Source organism: Variovorax ginsengisoli (genome assembly GCF_030486595.1).
Lineage (GTDB): Bacteria > Pseudomonadota > Gammaproteobacteria > Burkholderiales > Burkholderiaceae_C > Variovorax > Variovorax ginsengisoli_B.
In genome coordinates this window covers 46,315-64,084 of the sequence record NZ_JAUJZH010000012.1, presented here as the reverse complement: position 1 = coordinate 64,084, position 17,770 = coordinate 46,315, and the positions used below count along the sequence as shown (strand labels likewise).

The 17,770-nt window shown below is 65.0% G+C and carries 18 protein-coding genes; 6 read left to right on the top strand and 12 right to left on the bottom strand.

Annotation, left to right across the window (positions count from 1 at the left end; all coding sequences use genetic code 11):
- Nucleotides 1-243: 243 nt before the first annotated feature.
- The 3 genes from QZH52_RS17605 to otnK form a co-directional block, all read right to left on the bottom strand.
- Nucleotides 244-711 (bottom strand): ferritin-like domain-containing protein, encoded by a 468-nt coding sequence (locus QZH52_RS17605; protein ID WP_301811357.1) that lies wholly within the window; start codon nucleotides 709-711, stop codon nucleotides 244-246.
- A gap of 62 nt (nucleotides 712-773) precedes the next feature.
- Nucleotides 774-1,424 carry a 3-oxo-tetronate 4-phosphate decarboxylase gene (gene otnC, locus QZH52_RS17600; RefSeq protein WP_301811356.1) on the bottom strand — a complete coding sequence of 217 codons (651 nt, stop codon included), beginning with the start codon at nucleotides 1,422-1,424 and terminating at the stop codon, nucleotides 774-776.
- On the bottom strand, nucleotides 1,421-2,707 hold the full coding sequence (gene otnK, locus QZH52_RS17595; RefSeq protein ID WP_301811354.1) for a 3-oxo-tetronate kinase: 1,287 nt from the start codon (nucleotides 2,705-2,707) through the stop codon (nucleotides 1,421-1,423). The genes otnC and otnK overlap by 4 nt, the downstream gene beginning before the upstream one ends.
- 159 nt (nucleotides 2,708-2,866) lie before the next feature.
- On the opposite strand from otnK, the gene QZH52_RS17590 reads away from it, so the two are divergent.
- The 3 genes from QZH52_RS17590 (at nucleotide 2,867) to QZH52_RS17580 (ending at nucleotide 6,145) form a co-directional block, all read left to right on the top strand.
- Complete coding sequence (locus tag QZH52_RS17590) at nucleotides 2,867-4,234, top strand: homoserine dehydrogenase (protein ID WP_301811352.1); 1,368 nt, start codon at nucleotides 2,867-2,869, stop codon at nucleotides 4,232-4,234.
- A gap of 27 nt (nucleotides 4,235-4,261) precedes the next feature.
- Complete coding sequence (locus tag QZH52_RS17585; RefSeq protein WP_301811350.1) at nucleotides 4,262-5,116, top strand: DeoR/GlpR family DNA-binding transcription regulator; 855 nt, start codon at nucleotides 4,262-4,264, stop codon at nucleotides 5,114-5,116.
- A 156-nt stretch (nucleotides 5,117-5,272) separates the two neighbouring features.
- Nucleotides 5,273-6,145, top strand: a complete 873-nt coding sequence (locus QZH52_RS17580) for a tripartite tricarboxylate transporter substrate binding protein (protein WP_301811348.1) — start codon at nucleotides 5,273-5,275, stop codon at nucleotides 6,143-6,145.
- A 52-nt stretch (nucleotides 6,146-6,197) separates the two neighbouring features.
- Here the strand turns inward: QZH52_RS17580 and QZH52_RS17575 are convergent, their stop codons facing one another.
- The 3 genes from QZH52_RS17575 to QZH52_RS17565 are packed head-to-tail and all read right to left on the bottom strand — an operon-like array spanning nucleotide 6,198 to nucleotide 9,079.
- On the bottom strand, nucleotides 6,198-6,938 hold the full coding sequence (locus QZH52_RS17575; RefSeq protein ID WP_301811346.1) for an ABC transporter substrate-binding protein: 741 nt from the start codon (nucleotides 6,936-6,938) through the stop codon (nucleotides 6,198-6,200).
- A gap of 45 nt (nucleotides 6,939-6,983) precedes the next feature.
- Nucleotides 6,984-8,030 carry an Ldh family oxidoreductase gene (locus tag QZH52_RS17570; protein ID WP_301811344.1) on the bottom strand — a complete coding sequence of 349 codons (1,047 nt, stop codon included), beginning with the start codon at nucleotides 8,028-8,030 and terminating at the stop codon, nucleotides 6,984-6,986.
- Nucleotides 8,031-8,065: 35 nt separating this feature from the next.
- A complete protein-coding gene (locus QZH52_RS17565) occupies nucleotides 8,066-9,079 on the bottom strand; it encodes a Bug family tripartite tricarboxylate transporter substrate binding protein (RefSeq protein ID WP_366919304.1) in 1,014 nt (337 codons plus the stop codon).
- Nucleotides 9,080-9,194: 115 nt separating this feature from the next.
- On the opposite strand from QZH52_RS17565, the gene QZH52_RS17560 reads away from it, so the two are divergent.
- Nucleotides 9,195-10,130 carry a LysR family transcriptional regulator gene (locus tag QZH52_RS17560; protein WP_301811342.1) on the top strand — a complete coding sequence of 312 codons (936 nt, stop codon included), beginning with the start codon at nucleotides 9,195-9,197 and terminating at the stop codon, nucleotides 10,128-10,130.
- A 175-nt stretch (nucleotides 10,131-10,305) separates the two neighbouring features.
- Complete coding sequence (locus tag QZH52_RS17555; RefSeq protein ID WP_301811340.1) at nucleotides 10,306-10,809, top strand: hemerythrin domain-containing protein; 504 nt, start codon at nucleotides 10,306-10,308, stop codon at nucleotides 10,807-10,809.
- A gap of 124 nt (nucleotides 10,810-10,933) precedes the next feature.
- Here QZH52_RS17555 and hppD read toward each other — a convergent pair whose 3' ends face one another.
- Genes hppD through QZH52_RS17530 form a run of 5 tightly spaced genes read right to left on the bottom strand, consistent with a single transcriptional unit; the run spans nucleotide 10,934 to nucleotide 16,059 of the window.
- Nucleotides 10,934-12,013: a 4-hydroxyphenylpyruvate dioxygenase gene (gene hppD / locus QZH52_RS17550; RefSeq protein ID WP_301811338.1), complete on the bottom strand. Its 1,080-nt coding sequence runs from the start codon at nucleotides 12,011-12,013 to the stop codon at nucleotides 10,934-10,936.
- Nucleotides 12,014-12,064: 51 nt separating this feature from the next.
- The gene (locus QZH52_RS17545) at nucleotides 12,065-13,291 is read right to left on the bottom strand and encodes a Glu/Leu/Phe/Val dehydrogenase dimerization domain-containing protein (protein ID WP_301811335.1); all 1,227 of its coding nucleotides are present in this window, start codon (nucleotides 13,289-13,291) and stop codon (nucleotides 12,065-12,067) included.
- A gap of 24 nt (nucleotides 13,292-13,315) precedes the next feature.
- Complete coding sequence (locus tag QZH52_RS17540) at nucleotides 13,316-14,110, bottom strand: ABC transporter ATP-binding protein (protein ID WP_301811333.1); 795 nt, start codon at nucleotides 14,108-14,110, stop codon at nucleotides 13,316-13,318.
- Nucleotides 14,110-15,039: an ABC transporter permease gene (locus tag QZH52_RS17535; protein WP_286536881.1), complete on the bottom strand. Its 930-nt coding sequence runs from the start codon at nucleotides 15,037-15,039 to the stop codon at nucleotides 14,110-14,112. Before QZH52_RS17535 ends, QZH52_RS17540 begins: the two co-directional genes overlap by 1 nt.
- Before the next feature lie 15 nt (nucleotides 15,040-15,054).
- Complete coding sequence (locus QZH52_RS17530) at nucleotides 15,055-16,059, bottom strand: ABC transporter substrate-binding protein (RefSeq protein WP_286536880.1); 1,005 nt, start codon at nucleotides 16,057-16,059, stop codon at nucleotides 15,055-15,057.
- A 173-nt stretch (nucleotides 16,060-16,232) separates the two neighbouring features.
- Here QZH52_RS17530 and QZH52_RS17525 point away from each other — a divergent pair, with 173 nt between their 5' ends.
- On the top strand, nucleotides 16,233-16,706 hold the full coding sequence (locus QZH52_RS17525; protein ID WP_286526708.1) for an Lrp/AsnC family transcriptional regulator: 474 nt from the start codon (nucleotides 16,233-16,235) through the stop codon (nucleotides 16,704-16,706).
- A gap of 80 nt (nucleotides 16,707-16,786) precedes the next feature.
- On the opposite strand, the gene QZH52_RS17520 is transcribed toward QZH52_RS17525, so the two are convergent.
- A complete protein-coding gene (locus QZH52_RS17520) occupies nucleotides 16,787-17,770 on the bottom strand; it encodes a D-2-hydroxyacid dehydrogenase family protein (protein ID WP_301811330.1) in 984 nt (327 codons plus the stop codon).

Here is a 17,770-nt window from a genome sequence, read left to right as displayed (position 1 = left end):
AGATCCTGAAGGAAACAGACTTAGGTGAGTAGGGTCATGACGCCATTTCTCCAGGTTTGGCGTGCAGAGGTTGACCCAGCGAACAAACCGCTCTCGCCATGACTGGGACTGGACCCACGTGCCGCCGGGCGATTTCTCGCGATGGTGCCTGGTGGCCGCCATCGCGGGCATCGGCATGAAGTCGCAGTTGAAGGCTTTGGTCACCATCGGCCCGGAACCGGACGTCGGCTCGCCGGCGATGAACTACGGCACCGGCTTCGCCGAGAACGCTGCCACATCGCCTGGCTTGCGCAGCATCTTGTCGACGTCCGCGGCGTGCAACTCCTCGGCGTGGATCATCTGGCGCGCGAACTCCTCCAGCGCCACGGAGCGCCCTTCCACCTGCGACAGCAGTTCGCGATACAAGGCCAGTGCACGCGCCTCGCTGGCGAGCGATTCGCGCAGCATGGCGGCGATGTCGTGCTGGTGCGAATCGAGCAGCGACCCGATGGCGAGCGAGGGGTACTCGCCGAGCGTGGTGATCCACTCGCCGACCTGCTGCGCGTGCAGCAGCGATTCGTTGGCCTGTTCGCGCAGCCACGAGACGATGGGAATCCGGCCGAATCCGAACACCAGGAAGGAGTAGTGGGTGTAGCGCACCACGCCGGCCAGCTCGGCTTCCAGAAGCCGGTTAAGCACGGAGACGACCTTCGCTTGATCGAGCTTTTCCATGTCAGTGCCCGTGGAGGGTGGGGATGAGAAATTATGCGCCTCGCCCCGCGCCACCGCCCGGACTACCAGCGCACGCCGAACGCCATTTCGAGTTCGTGGACCTGCGCATCGGTCAAGCGTGCCGGTCGCGGCTCACGCATCAGCCAGAGTCGCGCCGTTTCCTCCAGCTCTTCGAGCGCGGCGCCGGCGCGCGTGACGCTCGAACTCCAGACAACCGGTCCGAGACGCTCCAGCAGTACCCCGCGCACGTCGCAGGCGAGCGCCGAGACCTGGCCGGCCACAACGGGCGAGCCCGGCCGGGCATACGGAATCAGCGGGACGCGGCCGATCTTCATCACCTGATAAGGGGTGATCGGCGGCAGCACGGCGTCTTCGGAATAGGCGCCGACCAGCGTCAGAGCCACCAGATGCGTCGAATGCGTGTGCAGGACACACTGCGCACCCGCATTGCCCGCGTAGATGGCGCGGTGCAAACCCAGCGTCTTCGAGGGCGCATCACCTGACGTCCATTCGCCGTCCGCTGTGACCTTGGCGAGCCGTGCCGGATCGAGCCGCCCGAGGCAAGCGTCCGTCGGGGTGATGAGCCACCCATCGGCCAGCCGCGCGCTGATATTGCCTGAGGTTCCGCTGGTGTAGCCGCGCGCATGCAGGCTGGCCCCGACCTCGGCAATTTCTTCCCGAAGGCGGGTTTCGTCGGTCGGCCCTGCGGTCACGCGACGGGTCCCTCTAGGTGTCGCAGGGCTTTATCGAAGAAGTCCTCGGTGCCGAAGTTGCCGGACTTGAGGACGACGGCCAATGGCTCGCCCGCGCCGAACGAATGCGTCTCCGGCACGCCGGGATCGATCTGAGCGCCGATCCGCAACGCCCTCAGCCCCAGGGCCTGGACAACCGCGCCCGAGGTCTCGCCGCCGGCCACGACGAAGCGACGCGTGCCCCGCTCGCGCAGCCGGGCCGCGATCTGCCCCAGGGCTTGCTCGACCAGTGCCCCGGCATGCGCCGCGCCGAGTTCCGCCTGCACCCGGCGCACTTCATCGGCGCCGCTGGTCGCATAGACGAGCGTCGTCTCTCCTGCATCGATGAAGTCGAGCGCCGCAGCCACAACCGATTCCCCGCGCGCCAGGGCGAGCGGTTCGATGCGAAAGCCCCGGCGCCCGCCGCGAAGCCAGGCAGCGACCTGGCCATTGGTCGCCACGGATGCACTGCCCGAAAGCACGACGGCCGGGCCGGCGATGCGCGGCAGGAGCGAGGCGTCGGCGTCGGGCAGCGTCCCGCTCCGACGGAAATTGGCCGGCAGGCCCTGGGCCATGCCAGAGCCGCCCGTCACGAGGGGAGCGTCCGCACAGGCTTCGCCGAGCGTGATCAGATCGGCGTCCGAGATGGCGTCGGCGATGGCCAGCCGCACGCCCTGGCTGCGCAACGCGGCGATCCGCTCGCGAACCGCCGCGGCCCCGCCGGCCACGTCGGGGTGGGCGATCAGCCCGACCTTCGACCGGGATTGAGCCTGCAACAAGCGCACCAGGTCCGGATCGCGCATCGGGGTGAGCGGGTGCCTCTCCATGCCCGATTCGCTGAGCAGGCGCTGTTGGACGAAAAGGTGCCCCATGTACGCCGTGCGTCCGGCTGCCGGAAAGGCCGGGCAGGCGATCGCGAAATCGGCGGCCAGCGCCGCCTGCAAGGCCTCGGCCACGGGCCCGATATTGCCGGCGGACGTGGAGTCGAAGGTGGAGCAGTACTTGAAGAAGAATTGCCGGCAGCCCCGACCCTGCAGCCACCGGAGGGCCTGCAAGCTTTCGGATACGGCCTGCTCGACAGGCGCGGTGCGCGACTTCAGCGCGACGACGATCGCATCGGCATCGAGGGAGGCGGCCAGGTCTTCTGACGGCACGCCGATGGTCTGAACGGTGCGCATGCCACCGCGGACCAGGATATTCGCCAGATCGGTGGCACCGGTGAAGTCATCGGCGATACAGCCCAGCAGGGGGCGAAGCTTTTCCATGTGGTTGTGCACGCTGGTACGCGCCATTCAAGAATGTGAAGAAATGGTACTACGATTCACAAATTTGAACAACATCGGGGAATTACTGTTCCGTCTTGTGATTTTTTGTGAATAATGACCACCAAGCGCCTCGCCCCTGCTCTTCCAAGGAACACACCCATGAATTTCGAGCTCCTTTTCGCCGACCAACCTGATCGCGAAGTGCGCTACACGCTGACAGGCGCCAAAGGCGGCTTCGCCCGCACCTTGCTTGCCCAGACCCGACGCATGCCCCGGCTGGTGCCGGCCGCGCTGTGCGACCTCGATCTCCCGGGCCTGCGAGCGCTGTGCGAGGAGCTCGGCTTCCCCGCCGCCCGCCTGCGCGAATGCAGCAGCGCTGAGGAAGTGGCCGCCACGCCGCCTGATGCCATTTGTCTGGTCGCCGATGCCGCGCTGCTGCGCGATGTGCCGCACGACATCCTCGTCGAGGCGACCGGCAATCCCAAGGTGGGCTATCGGGTCGCCTGCGAAGCGATCGACGCGGGTCGCCACGTCGCGATGGTCAGCAAGGAGGTGGATACCGTTGCCGGCGTGACACTATCGCGCCTGGCTGCGTCCAGAGGCGTGGTCTACACCACCGCGGATGGCGACCAGCCGGCCAACCTCATCGGCTGGGTCAGCTGGGCGCGCACACTCGGCCTCGAGATCATCGCTGCGGGGAAGTCGGGTGAATACGACATCGTCTTCGACCCTCAGACCGGCATGGTGCGCCAGCTCGATGAAACCGTTTCCGCCGCGGCCCTGGCCGATCTGCTGATACTCGGGGACGACATCCCCGCCACGCTTGCCGCGCGCCGCGCGGCGCTGCAGACGCTCAAGACCAGCGCCACGGCCGACTACTGCGAGATGGCCGTGGTGGCGTCGAACACCGGCCTCGTCGCCGACGTGGAGGCCATGCACTATCCGGTCGCCCGCATCGCCGAGCTGGCTGACATCTACGCCCTGCGCGCGGACGGCGGCATCATCGAGCGACCGGGCGTGATCGACGTGTTCAACGTGCTGCGCCTGCCCGGCGAAGCCAGCTTCGCCGGTGGCGTGTTCGTCGTCGTTCGCACCGGCGACGGCCCGACCTGGCAGATGCTGGCGCAGAAGGGCCATGTGGTGAGCCGCAATGGCCGCTACGCATGCATGTACCTCCCCTACCACTTCATGGGTGTCGAGACGCCGATCAGCCTGCTCAACGCCGTCCTGCATGGCCGGGCTTCCGGCAGTGATCACCCAGCCCAGCATGCCATCCTGGCCGGGCGCGCCATCGAGACGATCCCCGCCGGCACGATGCTGCGCATGGGCGGCCACCATCACGACGTGACCGGCGTGAAGCCGGTGCTGCTGGTGCGCGCCAACGCGCCCGCGAACGTCGCGCCTCTCTACCTGGCAGCGCACGCCCGGACGGCGCGCGACGTTCGAGCCGGCGATTTGATCCTGCTCGAAGACATCGCAGGCGATGACCCGGCGCTGCGCGAAGCCTGGCTGGCCGGCTTGCGGTGATCCACCCCTCACATCCCGATCCGAACCATGGAACTCCCCCTCGACATCGGCGATCGCAGCCCCGCGCTGGAAGACAAGAGCGCCCGTGGCGCCACGCTCATTCCCGACCAGCGGCGAGAGATGATCGTGCGGCAACTGCACAAGCACCAGGTGCTCAGCGTCCACCAGCTCACGGAACTGCTCGGCTGCTCCCACATGACCGTGCGTCGTGACGTCGCGGCACTGGAAGAGTCCGGTCGTGTGTATGCGATCCCGGGTGGTGTGCGGATTGCAAGTCACCTCGTCACCGAGCCCAGCCACCAGGCCAAGTCCGTCACCGAGCAACCACAAAAGCGCGGCATCGCAGCGCACGTCGCCCGATTGCTGAAGCCGGGAATGACGGTCTACCTCGACGCCGGCACGACGATGGCCTGCCTGGTCCCTCACATCGTGCGACTGGCCGACATGACGGTGATCACGAACGATTTTCATATTGCACTCACGCTGGCCGACTCGCCCCAGGTGACTGTCGTGCATACGGGCGGCGTCCTGGATCACTCCAACCGATCGAGCGTCGGGCCGTTGGCAGCGGCCACGCTGCGCCGCCTGGTGGCGGACCTCGCGTTCCTGTCGGCCAGCTCTTGGGATCTGGAGCGCGGGGTGACGACGCCTTCCGCGCCCAAGATCGAGGTCAAGCGCGCAGCGATGGAGATCGCGTCGCAGCGGGTCCTCGTGGCGACCAGTGCAAAGTACGGGACCTATGGAACCTACCGCGTGGCATCGCTGGATGAATTCGATGTCGTCGTGACAGACAACGGGCTGTCGGATGCCGCCGTGCTCCGAATCCGGGAAACCGGGCTCGATCTGGACATCGCGCTCATTGAACCCGACAGACCTTCCTGACTCCCAACTCCGCGAAGCGCCAAAGCAGAGCGGCCCCAAAAAACCGAGGCAACCATGACACTTCGTATCAAGCTCCATTCATTCGCACTGGCCGCGCTCTGCGCGGTGCCATTCGCCGGCCACGCCGAGGATGCCTGGCCGACCAAGCCGATCACCTTGATCGTCACCTACCCCGCAGGGGGCGCAGCCGACATGCTGGCGCGACTGGTCGCGCCGAAAATGGCGGCCACGCTGGGCCAGCCCGTCGTGATCGAGAATCGCGGCGGAGGCGCCGGGCAGATCGGGGCGGCGGTCGTTGCGCGCAGCAAGCCCGACGGCTACACGCTGATGGTGGATGGCGGCGGTTACGCCATCAACCCATCGCTGTTCCCCAAGCTGCCCTACGACACGGCCAAGGCATTCACGCCAGTCGGCATCCTCGGCGTCTTCCCCCTGGTCCTGGTGGTCACGCCGGGCTTCGAAGCGAAGAGCGTTTCGGACCTCGTCCAGAAGGCACGATCGGCGCCAGGCAGCATCTCTTACGCGTCACCGGGCACGGGCTCGACGCAGCATCTGGCGACCGAACAGTTCCTGCAGCAGGCCAAGGTGCAGATGGTCCATGTGCCCTACAAGGGGGGCAGCCCGGCGATGGCGGACGTGATGGGCGGCCACGTGCCCGTGTATGTGGCGAACATCGGGTCGTCGCTTTCGAACATGAAGGCGGGCAAACTGCGTCCGCTGGCGGTTATGGCCTCGCGTCGATCGCCTTCCCTTCCCGATGTGCCCACGCTGGCCGAAGCGGGCGTCGCCAACGCAGAGGCATACGAATGGAACGGCATGTTCCTGCCAGCGGGTGTGCCGCCTGCGATCGTCGTCAAGCTGACCGAAGCGCTCAAAGCCGCGCTGGACGCGCCGGAAGTGAGGGAGAAGATCGCCAGCGTTGGAGGCGAGCCCTTCACGGGCGGGGCCGGTGACGTCGCAACCTTCATCCAGCAGCAGGCACAGCGCATGGGCAAGGTCGTTCGCGACGGCAATATTCGACCAGAGTGACACAGTTTGACAGTATCCGGGTTGACGAGAAATCGCGGGACGCTGCGAGCACTCAATCCGATTGCGGCGGCGCAACCAGTGCACCTTTGATGTCATGGCGAGCCATGGCGTCGGCAACAAATCCTGAAGATTTCATATCTTCGACGAACTCGCGCAGATAGTTGGCCGCTTCAATCCCCCTGCTGCGCGGTGTTCCCATCGCTTGCTGAATCACCATGAACCTGCCAGGCAGAAGTCGCAGCCCATTCAACCTCGCTGAGTCTGAGGCAAGCTGCTGACGCACGCCCGCGGCTACGTCAACCTTCTGCGCGAGAAACTCGTCCACAACGGCAGGTGACGTGTTTGCGCGAACGAGCTGGGCATTCTTGAGTTCGCGACTCAAGTGGAGGTCGTATGCACTGCCCTTGCCGACCATGATCCGAACGCCTTCGACATCCACCTGCTCGTTGCTTTCGATACTGGAGTCATTTCGAACCAGGTAACTGCCCTCGATCAGGATGTAGGGTGCCGTGAACAGGAGACCTTCTCCGCGCAGCGGATCGACGGCAAAGAAGCCAACGTCAGCCTGCTCGCCAGTGACAGCGGTCACCGATTTTCCGGCGGCGTCGAACACTACGAGCCGGAGTTCGACCTGCAGGCGCCCTGCGAGTCCGGTGGCCAGGTCGACCGATACACCGGCTGCCAGGTTCTGGCCTGCATCCCACCGTGCCAGGATTGGATTGCCAAGATTGATGGAGGCGCGCAGCACGCCAGTGGGCGCAAGCGCAGAACGAATCTCAGGCGAAATTGTCATCAGAGGGGCCTTTCAAAAGTGAGAACGCCAGACCTGCCCGACTGCCTATGCCTTGGCCGCGTACTCTTCGAGCAAGGTCAGCACCGCGGGATCGAGTGCAAGGCCATCGCGCCGATGACGCGCGAGGTTGTTCAACTCGATCTCGCCTGGCACGAGGACGGGTCGCGACGCCTCTGCGGGGGGGCTGGCATGCAGGATCGCCGCGAAGTCGTTCATTCGCTCGGTCAGCCATCCGGTGGACCCGAGGCGCCGCGTGTCGATCAGGATGAAGAAGTGCCCGAGGTTCTGTGGCTCGTCAGGCGCATCGACCCATGACTTCACATGCGTGAGATAGGCAGCGCCGGACAGGAGGCCGGCGAACAGGTCGACCAGCAGCGCGAGGCCGTAGCCTTTGTGGCCACCAATAGGAAGCAGGAAACCGTCCAGGGCCGCCGCCGGATCCGTTGTGGTCCGGCCGCCCTTGTCAGTGGCCCATGTGTCGGGAATCAATTCCCCGCGCTTGAGGGCGTTGCGGATCTTGGCGCGGGCGGCAACGCTGATGGCCATGTCGAGCAGGAACGGCTTGCCGCCGGGATTCGGCACACCAAAGCCAACCGGGCTGTTGCCCAGGCGGGCATCGCTGCCGCCCCATGGCGCGATGGTGGTGGTGGCGTTGCTGCCGATGATGCTGGCGAACCCGGCCTCTGCTGCGATCAGCGAGTACGGCGAGACTGGGCCGAAATGGTTGCTGCCGCGTGCGAAGGCAATGCCGACGCCGGTCTGCTTGGCCATCTCCATGGCTGCCTCCAGAGCGCGCATGCCGACCAGCGGGCCGACACCATTGTCGCCATCGACACTCACGATGGCGGGCGCACGCTGTTCCACCTTGATGTCCGGTCGCGCGTTGATGCCGCCGACACTCAGGCGCTCCCCATAGGACTCGACGCGGCTGAGGCCGTGCGTCGACAAGCCGAAGAGGTCTGCCGTCACCAGAATCCTCGCGACATCTCGCGCATCCTTGGGGAGCAGGCCAAGGCCCTCGAAGGCCTTCGCACCAAGTTCAAGCAACTCGGACTCCAGCTGGACTCGTTTTTCAGCAACAGAGGTGTTCATGATGTCTCGCAAAATATGAAGTGATGAAGGGGGACTCAGTCGACCTTGAGGCCGGACTTGCGGACCACGTTGCCCCAACGTTCGCGCTCGGCTTTGATGTATTTGGCGAACTCGGTCGGCGTCATGGGGGCCGCCGTGCTGCCGTCTTCCTCGAGCCGTGCACGTACCGCCGGCACGCTCAATGCCTTGACCGCGGCGTCATGCAGCCGGCTCACGATCTCGGGGGGCGTCTTCGCCGGCGCAAGAAGACCGAACCATTGAGAGCTGTCGAAGCCGGGATAGCCGAGTTCGGCGACGGTAGGCACCGTGGGCAGCGCCGCCAGGCGTCGAGGCGAGCCGCTCGCAATGATCTTTATCCTGCCTGCCTTGGCCTGCGCAATGAAGCCCGGAGGGCCGGCAGAGGCGGCGTCCGTGTTACCCGCCAGCAGGTCGTTGAGCTGTGCTCCCGTGCCCTTGTACGGAACATGAGTCACATCGATGTTGGCGGTGACCTTCAACATCTCGAAGGCAAGATGACCCGCGCTGCCGTTGCCGGCAGAGCCATAGTTCAGCTTGCCCGGCTTTGACCTGGCCAGCGCGATGAACTCCGGCAGGGTTGCTGCGGGCACCTTCGCTCCGACGGCGAACACCATTGGCACCTTGGCCAGCAAGGCAACGGGCTCGAAGTCCTCATCGCCGTACGGCAGCTTTGCAAACATCGCCGGATTGACAGCCAAAGTACCCACATGCCCCAGGACGATGTTGTAGCCATCCGGTGCCGCGCGTGCCGCTTCCTGCATGGCGATGATCCCGGAGCCCCCCGCCTTGTTGTCCACGATCACGGACTGCCCCAGCGTCTTTGACATCTCGTTGGCGATCAAGCGCGCAATGACATCAGAACTCCCGCCGGGACCATAGGGCACGACCAGGCGTATCGGCTTCTCGGGCCAAGCGGCATGGGCCACAGGGACTGTGGCTGCCATCACCACGGTTGCCAGAACGCCGATCAACTGGCGCATGGAAAGGCGAATCGAACTTCGGTTGGTGCCAACGTCGGGCGAAGTGCTCATCAATGTCTCCTTGTTGATGCGGCCCCTGACTGCAGCCGCTGCCGAGGCTTGAATGTTCGCGGGGGTCCGCTTCGGTGTAAATTGCAAAGATTCGCTCTACCTTTGCGTGAAACGCATGAATTTCGATCTCGCGGATCTCCGCGCATTTCTGTCCGTTGCGGATTTCGGTAGCTTCCGGGTTGCCTCGGAAAACTTGCACCTGTCGCAGTCGGCACTGTCTCGTCGCATAGACAAGCTCGAGATGGCGCTTGGCATCAAGCTCTTCAGCCGCACGACGCGGAAGGTGGAACTGACGACGGTCGGCAGAGCTTTCGTGCCCAGGGCTCAGAACGTCATGCGTGAGCTGGAAGACGCGCTTGTCGGTATCAAGGACACGACGGAACGCATCTCTGGCCTGGTGACGATTGCTTGCGTCCCGTCTGCCGTCGGTTACTTCCTGCCAGCTGTCATCAAGCGGTTTCACGCTTCGTATCCGAAGGTACGCATCCGGCTTATCGATGAATACTCCTCGGAGGTCCTTGTCGCAGTAGCACGGGGAGATGCCGACTTTGGTTTGACGTACATCGGCACCCAAGAAGCTGACATCGATTTCGAGCCCCTGTTGGAAGAGCGATTCGTTGTCGCATGCCCCGTGGGGCATCCTCTTGCGAGGCGGAAGCGGCTGACCTGGAAAGAGTTGTCGGAGTATGAGTACCTGACGCTTGCGCAGGGAAGTGGCAACCGTTTCCTGATCGACCAAGCACTCAGCCGCATTGATCGAAAACCGCAGTGGACGTGTGAGGTGCGTCACGTCCCGGCTTTGGTGAGCCTTGTCGAAGCGGGGCTCGGCCTGGGCGTTGTCCCGCGGCTGGCAATGCCTCCAAAAGGACACTCCGGGCTGGTCAGCGTCCCGCTTGAAGATCCAGAAATCACGAGGGTGATCGGGTTGATCAGGCGACGCGGGCGTGAACTCATGCCGGCGGCCCGACTGTTTCATGACATGCTCTTGCGTGCACGCGTGGACAAGAGGACTGAAGCGCGGCCGAGGCATCGGGGGGAAGTCAGGACTTGAATCCCTCGGTCACGGCCCCGGCGCCGTCCAACCACAACGGCACGGCAACCCGCTTCCAGGGGTGGGGCCTCCGTCCGAAACACGATCATCAGCGCCCTCCCCGTCCGCTGAAATCATATTGCGGCCCTGCGCTGGACGCAGTAGAAGTGTCTCATCGCTCTAAGGGGAGAAAGACATGTTGGCAGCTGAATGTGCATGGGCTGTATTGCGCGCCGAGCACGCGCGCATACGTGAATTGCTCAACCTCGTCAATGACGCCCTGAACGACGGAGCTTGGGTCTGCAGCAGCCCCCAAGCGAAGGCGCTTTCCGCGCTTATCGCGCGCCTGCAGGCATTCGATCACACCACGCATCGGCCCAAAGGCGTGGTTCTGGTGCAAACGCTGCGCGGCAGATCGGTGGAGGCCGACGACCTGCTGCTCCGCCTCGAATCCACACGCGATTGCTGCGATGACCTGCTCCTGCAGGCCATGGCCAGATTGAGGGCCGCGTCCTCGGGCGCGGCCAGCGTAGCTGAGGGCGTCGGAGCGCTACTGCATGAGCACCGCCGATTGATGCTCGTCCATCTGGACGAAGAAGACTCCCTGCTGCATTCGCAGACAGCCGCGCACCTGACGCGCGAAGAATGGGCGGCGGTGGCATCCTCGATCTCGGTGGCCATGGGCCAGGCCAGGGCTTGATTCCGGGTGCGGGCGTCACGATGATCGGCACCGTCAGCACGTCGGCCCCGCGGCCGCGAGAGAACGCGCGGAGCGTGCATGTTGCATCGGCGCCCAGCCGACCAGTGAGTCGGTCCCCAAAAGATCATGCCGCGCTCAGCACCCCGCGACGCACCTGGTCGCGCTCGATCGACTGGAAGAGCGCCTTGAAGTTGCCTTCGCCAAAGCCGTCATCGCCCTTGCGCTGGATGAATTCGAAGAACACCGGCCCCCCGAACGCGGTCTCCGAGAAGATCTGCAGCAATAGTCGCGGCTGCCCGCCCTCGGTGGTGCCGTCGAGCAGGATGCCGCGCGCCTGCAGTTCCGCCACGGGCTGGCCATGGCCCGGCAGGCGGGTCTCCAGCATTTCGTAGTAGATGTCGTTGGGCGCGGTCATCAGCGGCACGCCGGCCAGGCCGAGCTGGTCGATGGTGTCGACCAGGTTGTTGCTGAGCAGGGCGATGTGCTGGATCCCCTCGCCGTTGAACTTCATGAGGAACTCCTCGATCTGGCCCGAGCCCTTGGAGGATTCCTCGTTCAGCGGAATGCGGATCTTGCCGTCCGGCGCGGTCATCGCCTTCGAGGTCAGGCCGGTGTACTCGCCCTGGATGTCGAAGTAGCGGATCTCGCGGAAGTTGAACAGCTTCTCGTAGAAGTTGGCCCAGAAGGCCATGCGGCCGCGGTAGACGTTGTGGGTCAGGTGGTCGATCAGCTTCAGGCCGTGACCCACTGGATGCCGCTCGACGCCGTCGAGGAACTCGAAATCGATGTCGTAGATCGACTTGCCGTCCTCGAAGCGATCGATCAGATAGAGCGGCGCGCCGCCGATACCCTTGATGGCCGGCAGGCGTAACTCCATCGGGCCGGTGGCAATCTCGATCGGCTGGGCGCCGAGCTCGAGTGCGCGCGCATAGGCCTTGTGCGAGTCCCTGACCCGGAACGCCATGCCGCAGGCCGACGGACCGTGCTCCGCGGCGAAGTACGCCGCCGGGCTGTGGGGTTCGCGGTTGACGATGAAGTTGATGTCGCCCTGGCGGTACAGCGCCACGTCCTTGGAACGGTGCCTGGCCACCAGCTGGAAGCCCAGCGTTTCGAAGAAGGGCTCGAGCGTGTCGGGCGTCGGCGAGGCGAACTCGACGAATTCGAAGCCCATCAGCCCCATCGGGTTCTCAAACAGATCCGGCATGGCACTGATCCTGTGGTTGCGTTGACGACGAGAGTGAGCGGAGTGCACGCATCAGACGAGCTCGGTCAGCGCGTTCTCGAACGCGGTGCGGGCAATGCCGGTACGCTCGCCGGAGCGCGCATGGCAGCGTTCGAGCGCTGACGCCACGGTGGCCGAGATGTCGTCGAAGATCGCCGCGTCGGAAATCTCCACGTCGTCCTGCATCAGGAAGGCGAACGCGCGCGCCATGCCGCAATTGGCGATGAAGTCGGGAATCACCGCCACCTTCGAATCGGCTTGCTCGTAGATCGGGCCGTAGAAGATCTCGCGATCGGCAAAGGGCACGTTGGCGCCGCTGGACACGACTTCGAGCCCGCCCTTGACCAACTGCTCGATCTGCTGCTGCGTCACCAGGCGCGACCCGGCGCAGGGCAGGAAGATCTCCGCGCCCGCGCACCAGACGGCACGATTGATGACGTCGAAAGGAAGCATGTCTTTCGCGGCCAATTGGTTGCCCTTCTTCTGCAGGAACAGCGTGCGGATCTGTTCGAAGCTGAAACCGTCGGGATTGAGCAGGCCGCCCTCGCGATCGATGATGCCGACCACGCGCGCGCCGGCTTGCGCAAGATAGTAAGCCGCGGCAGAGCCCACATTGCCCCAGCCCTGCACGATGACGCGTTTGCCAGCGACCTCGCCGCCGTAGAGCCTGTAGTAGTGAAGCACCGATTCGGCCACACCCCAGCCCGTGATCAGGTCGGCCACCAGGTACTTGCGGGCGGAGTCAGGCGTGTAGCGCGGGTCCTCGACAACCTTGGCCACGCCCATGCGCAGCTGACCGACCTTCTGGATGCGCTCGCTGTCGCTCGGCTCGAAGTGGCCGTTGACGACACCCTCCTGCGGATGCCACAAGCCGTAGCTCTCCGTGATGGGGATCACCTCGTGCACCTCGTCGACGTTCAGGTCGCCACCGGTGCCATAGTAGGTCTTGAGCAGCGGCGTCACCGCCTTGTACCAGCGCCGCAGCACGTCGTTCTTGCGCGGATCGGCGGGATCGAAATCAATGCCCGACTTCGCGCCCCCGATGGCCGGGCCGGAGACGCTGAACTTGACCTCCATGGTCTTTGCCAGCGACTCGACCTCACGCCGGTCGAGCCCCGGGCGCATGCGCGTGCCACCACCGGCAGCACCACCGCGCAGTGAGTTGATGACCACCCAGCCCTTGGCGGGCGTCTCGGCGTCGTGCCACTCGAAGACGATCTCAGGCGCCTTGTTCTCGAAGCGATTCAGCAGTTCTTTCATTTCGGTCTTTCAGATTCACTGGAGTCAGGCTAGAAGCAATTTGTCGTCGTCGAGCTTCTCGCCACGGGTCTTCTCGAACATGTGCAGCAGGTCGGGCACGTCCATGCCGGCGCGCTCGGCGCCCTTGACGTCGAGGATCACGCGGCCTTCGTGCAACATCACCGTGCGCGTGCCGTAGTCGAGCGCCTGGCGCATGCTGTGCGTGACCATCATGGCCGTCAGCTTGCCGGCCTCGACGATCCTCGCGGTGAGTTCGAGCACGAAGGCGGCGGTCTTCGGATCGAGCGCGGCCGTATGCTCGTCGAGCAGCAGGATGCGCGACGGCTGCAGCGAGGCCATCAACAGGCTCACGGCCTGACGCTGCCCGCCGGAAAGCAAACCCATGCGGTCGCTCAGGCGGTTCTCGAGCCCGAGGTTGAGGATGCTCAGCTTCTCGCGGAACAGTTCGCGCAGTTTGCGCGTCAGCGAGAAGCCAAAGCTGCGGCGCGCACCGCGCTTCCACGCCAGCGCCATGTTCTCCTCGATCGTGAGCGCTTCGCAGGTGCCGGCCATGGGGTCCTGGAAGACGCGCGCGACCAGGTCCGAGCGCTGCCATGCCGAGCGGCGGGTGACGTCGCTGTCGTCGATCTGGATGCTGCCGCGGTCGACCGCGAGGTCGCCGCTCACTGCGTTCAGGAAGGTCGACTTGCCGGCCCCGTTGGAGCCGATCACGGTGACGAACTGTCCTGTGGGAATGTTCAGGTCCAGCCCGCGCAGCACCCGGTTCTCGATCGGGGTGCCGGGGTTGAAAGTGATTTCCAGGCCTTTGGCGCGCAACATTACTTGGCCTCCTTCACGACGTGCGTCGGATTGGCGCGCACGCCGGGCCACAGGCCAGCCAACTTGCGCTTGTAGGTTGGAACGAGCAGCGCGAACGCGACCAGAACGGCGGTCACCAGGTTCAGGTCCTGGGCCTTCAGGCCGATGAAATCGCTGTTGAGCGCCAGCGCGATGAAGAAGCGGTAGAGCACGGCCCCGAGGACGCAAGCCAGCGTCGTGATGACCAGGCTGCGCGCCGGCAGGATGGTCTCGCCGATGATCACGGCGGCCAGGCCGACCACGATCGTGCCGATGCCCATCGAGATGTCGGCGCCGCCCTGGCTTTGCACGAACAAGGCCCCGGCCAGTGCGACCAGCCCGTTGGACAACGCCAGGCCCCAGACCGTCAGCCGGTCGGTCGAGATGCCCTGCGAGCGGGCCATTCGCGGATTGCCACCTGTGGCGCGCATGGCCAGGCCGACTTCCGACGCAAAGAACAGGTCGATCAGAACCTTGGCGGCGACCACGACCGCAAGCAGCACCAGCGGCTTGAGGAGGTAGTCCGGCAGACCGCCGAATTCGAGCAGGCTGAACACCGTGGGCTCGTCGATCAGCGCAATGTTGGGCTTGCCCATCACGCGCAGGTTGACCGAATAGAGCGCGATCATCACCAGGATGCTGGCGAGCAGCTGCATGATGCGCAGCCGCACGTTGAGCCACGCGGTGAGATAGCCCGACAGCGCGCCGGCGACGATGGCCGCCGCAGTGGCGGCAAACGGGTTCCAGCCCGCGACAATCAGCGCCGCGGCAACAGCACCGCCGAGCGGGAAGCTGCCGTCGACCGTCAGGTCGGGGAAATTGATGATGCGGAACGAGAGGAAGACGCCCAGCGCGACCAGTCCGAATATCAGACCGATCTCGATGGCACCCAGTGAAGCAATGAGCGACATGTTGGCGATGCCGGTTTACTTGATCACCACTTGCGCGGACTTGACGAGCTCGTCCGGCAGCGTCACGCCCTGCTTCAGCGCAGCGCCCGGATTGACGTGCAGTTCGAAGGTGTTGCTGGTCTGCGAGGCGATCGTGCCCGCCGCCTGGCCCTGGAGGATGCGAACCACGATCTTGCCGGTCTGGTGGCCGATGTCGTAGTAGTTCAGGCCCAGCGCCGCGACGGCGCCGCGCTTGACCGCGTCGGTGTCCGCCGCGACCACGGGGATCTTCGCCTGCTGGGCCACCTTGACGATGCCCTCGAATGCCGACATCACGTTGTTGTCGGTGGGCGCGTAGATGACATCGACCTTGCCGACCAGGCTCTGCGCCGCACTCGCCACGTCGACGGTTCGCGCCGCGGCGCCCTCCACCAGCGTCATGCCGGCGGCCGGCACGGCCTTCTTCAGCGCCTCGATGATCGCCACCGAATTGGCCTCGCCCGGGCTGTAGATCACGCCGACGCGCTTCGCGTTGGGAACGACCCGCTTGATCAGCTCGAGGTGCTTGTCCAGCGGAGAGAGATCGGACACGCCCGTCACGTTGGTGCCCGAGGCCTCCCAGCCCTTGACCAGCTTGGCCGCGACGGGGTCGGTCACCGCGCTGTAGACGATCGGGATGTCCTTGCTCGCCGCGACCACGGCCTGCGCCGAGGGCGTCGCGATGGCGACGATGACGTCGGGCCGCTCGCCCACATATTTGCGGGCGATCTGCGCGGCCGTGCCGGTGTTGCCCTGCGCGCTCTGGTATTCGTACTTGAGGTTCTTGCCGGCTTCGAAGCCGGCCGACTTCAGCTCGTCCCTGACGCCGTCGCGCACGGCGTCGAGCGCCTTGTGCTCGACGATCGCTGTGACCGCGACCGACTTCTCGACAGCAAAACTGGGCGTGGCCGCGGCTGAAGCGACGGCGGTGGCGATCAGGGCCAGGGAGGAGCGCAAGAAAGAATGTTGCACGTTGATGTCCTTGTGAGAAATAGTCGGCATGGTTCAATTTCGAAGACTGCTTCGACCGGGAACCTGTTTGATCACCGTCTGCGGCCGTCTTCTAGGGGAAGAAGTGTGAACTTCCGCACGAACAATCTGCTTTCATCGGGGGCTGGGGCGAACCCTTGGACAAGCAACATAATTTCTCGTTGATCACAAAAAAGGAGACGATCTTGTACGACCCCGATTTCGACCGTACCGACCGCAAGATCCTGGCCTTCCTGCAGGAGCACGGGCGCGCGTCCAACCTGGAGCTTGCCGAGGCTGCGGGCCTGTCGCCCGCCCAATGCCATCGCCGCCACCGCCGACTGGAGGAAGCGGGATTCATCGCGCGGTATGAAACGCGCCTGGCCCCAGCGCGGCTTGACCTGCATGTGGTGGCCTTCATCCTCGTGGCCATGGAAAAAGGGCATATCCGCGACCTGTCGAAATTCACCAACGTGGTCATCGACATGCCGGAGGTGCTCGAGTGCTACTCGATCACCGGCGACTACGACTTCGTCATGAAGGTCATCGCGCGCGACCTCAAGGGGCTGTCGCGGTTCCTGATCGACAAGTTGATGCGGCTGCCGGGCGTCGACGGCGTGCGTTCCAGCGTCTGCCTGGACGAATTCAAGTGCACGAGTGCCCTGCCGCTACCTGAATGACGGCGACGCCTCGGCGAAACAGCGCGCTCGGAGGACGATAGTCAACGGGTTCTGGGGCGAGAAACGGGAGTCCGGTGCGCTCAGGCCCTGCGGCGCGAGGCCTCCAGCGCCTCAGGATTGACGACATCCACGAGCCTCCCTTCGGCAAACGCATTGATGTTGTCAAAGGCGATGCCGAAATAGCGCTCGTAGTTGTCCTTCTCGACGTACCCGATGTGAGGTGTGCACAGCACGTTGGGCAATGCGAGCAGCGGATGATCCCGTGCCATGACGGGCTCCTGTTCGTAGACGTCGATCGCCGCGAACCCGGGACGGCCCGCGCGCAACGCCTGCTCGAGGGCGCCCTCGGCGACCAGCTCCGCGCGGCTGGTGTTGACCAGCAGCGCCGTGCGCTTCATCCGGGCGAGGTCGTCGGCCGTGATCAGTCCGTGGGTGTCCGCGGTGAGCCGCACATGCAGGCTGATCACGTCGCTTTCGGCGAAGAAGGCTTTGCGCGACGGTGCTACCTCGAAGCCGTCGGCGCGCGCCGCGTCGGTCGATGCCTCGCGGCCCCAGACCCAGACCTTCATGCCGAACACCCGGCCGTAGGCGGCCACCTGGCGGCCGATGCGTCCGTAGCTCCAGACGCCCAGGCGCTGTCCACCGAGCTGCTGGCCGACGTGCCCCTGCCAGAGCCCCTGGCGCATGCGGTTGGCCTCGTCGACCAGATGGCGCCGGCTCGCGAGCGCGAGCGCCCAGCTCAGTTCCGCAGTGGCGGACCCTGCGCCGCTGCCTTCGGCCACGAGCACGCCGCGCGCCGTGCAGGCCGCCACGTCGACGTGGCCCGCGAGCTTGCCGGTCTGGCTGATCAGTCGGAGCTTCGGCAGGCGGTCGAGCAGCGCCGCATCGATGCGCGTGCGTTCGCGCGTCAGCACGATGGCGTCGGCATCGGCGAAACGCTCGGCCAGCGCGTCGGTGCCCTTGACCGTGTCGTTGAAGATGCGCGCCTCGTGTGCATCGAGTTTCGAGAAGCAGTCCAGGCCGCGGACGCAGTCCTGGTAGTCATCAGGGATCGCGATGTGCAT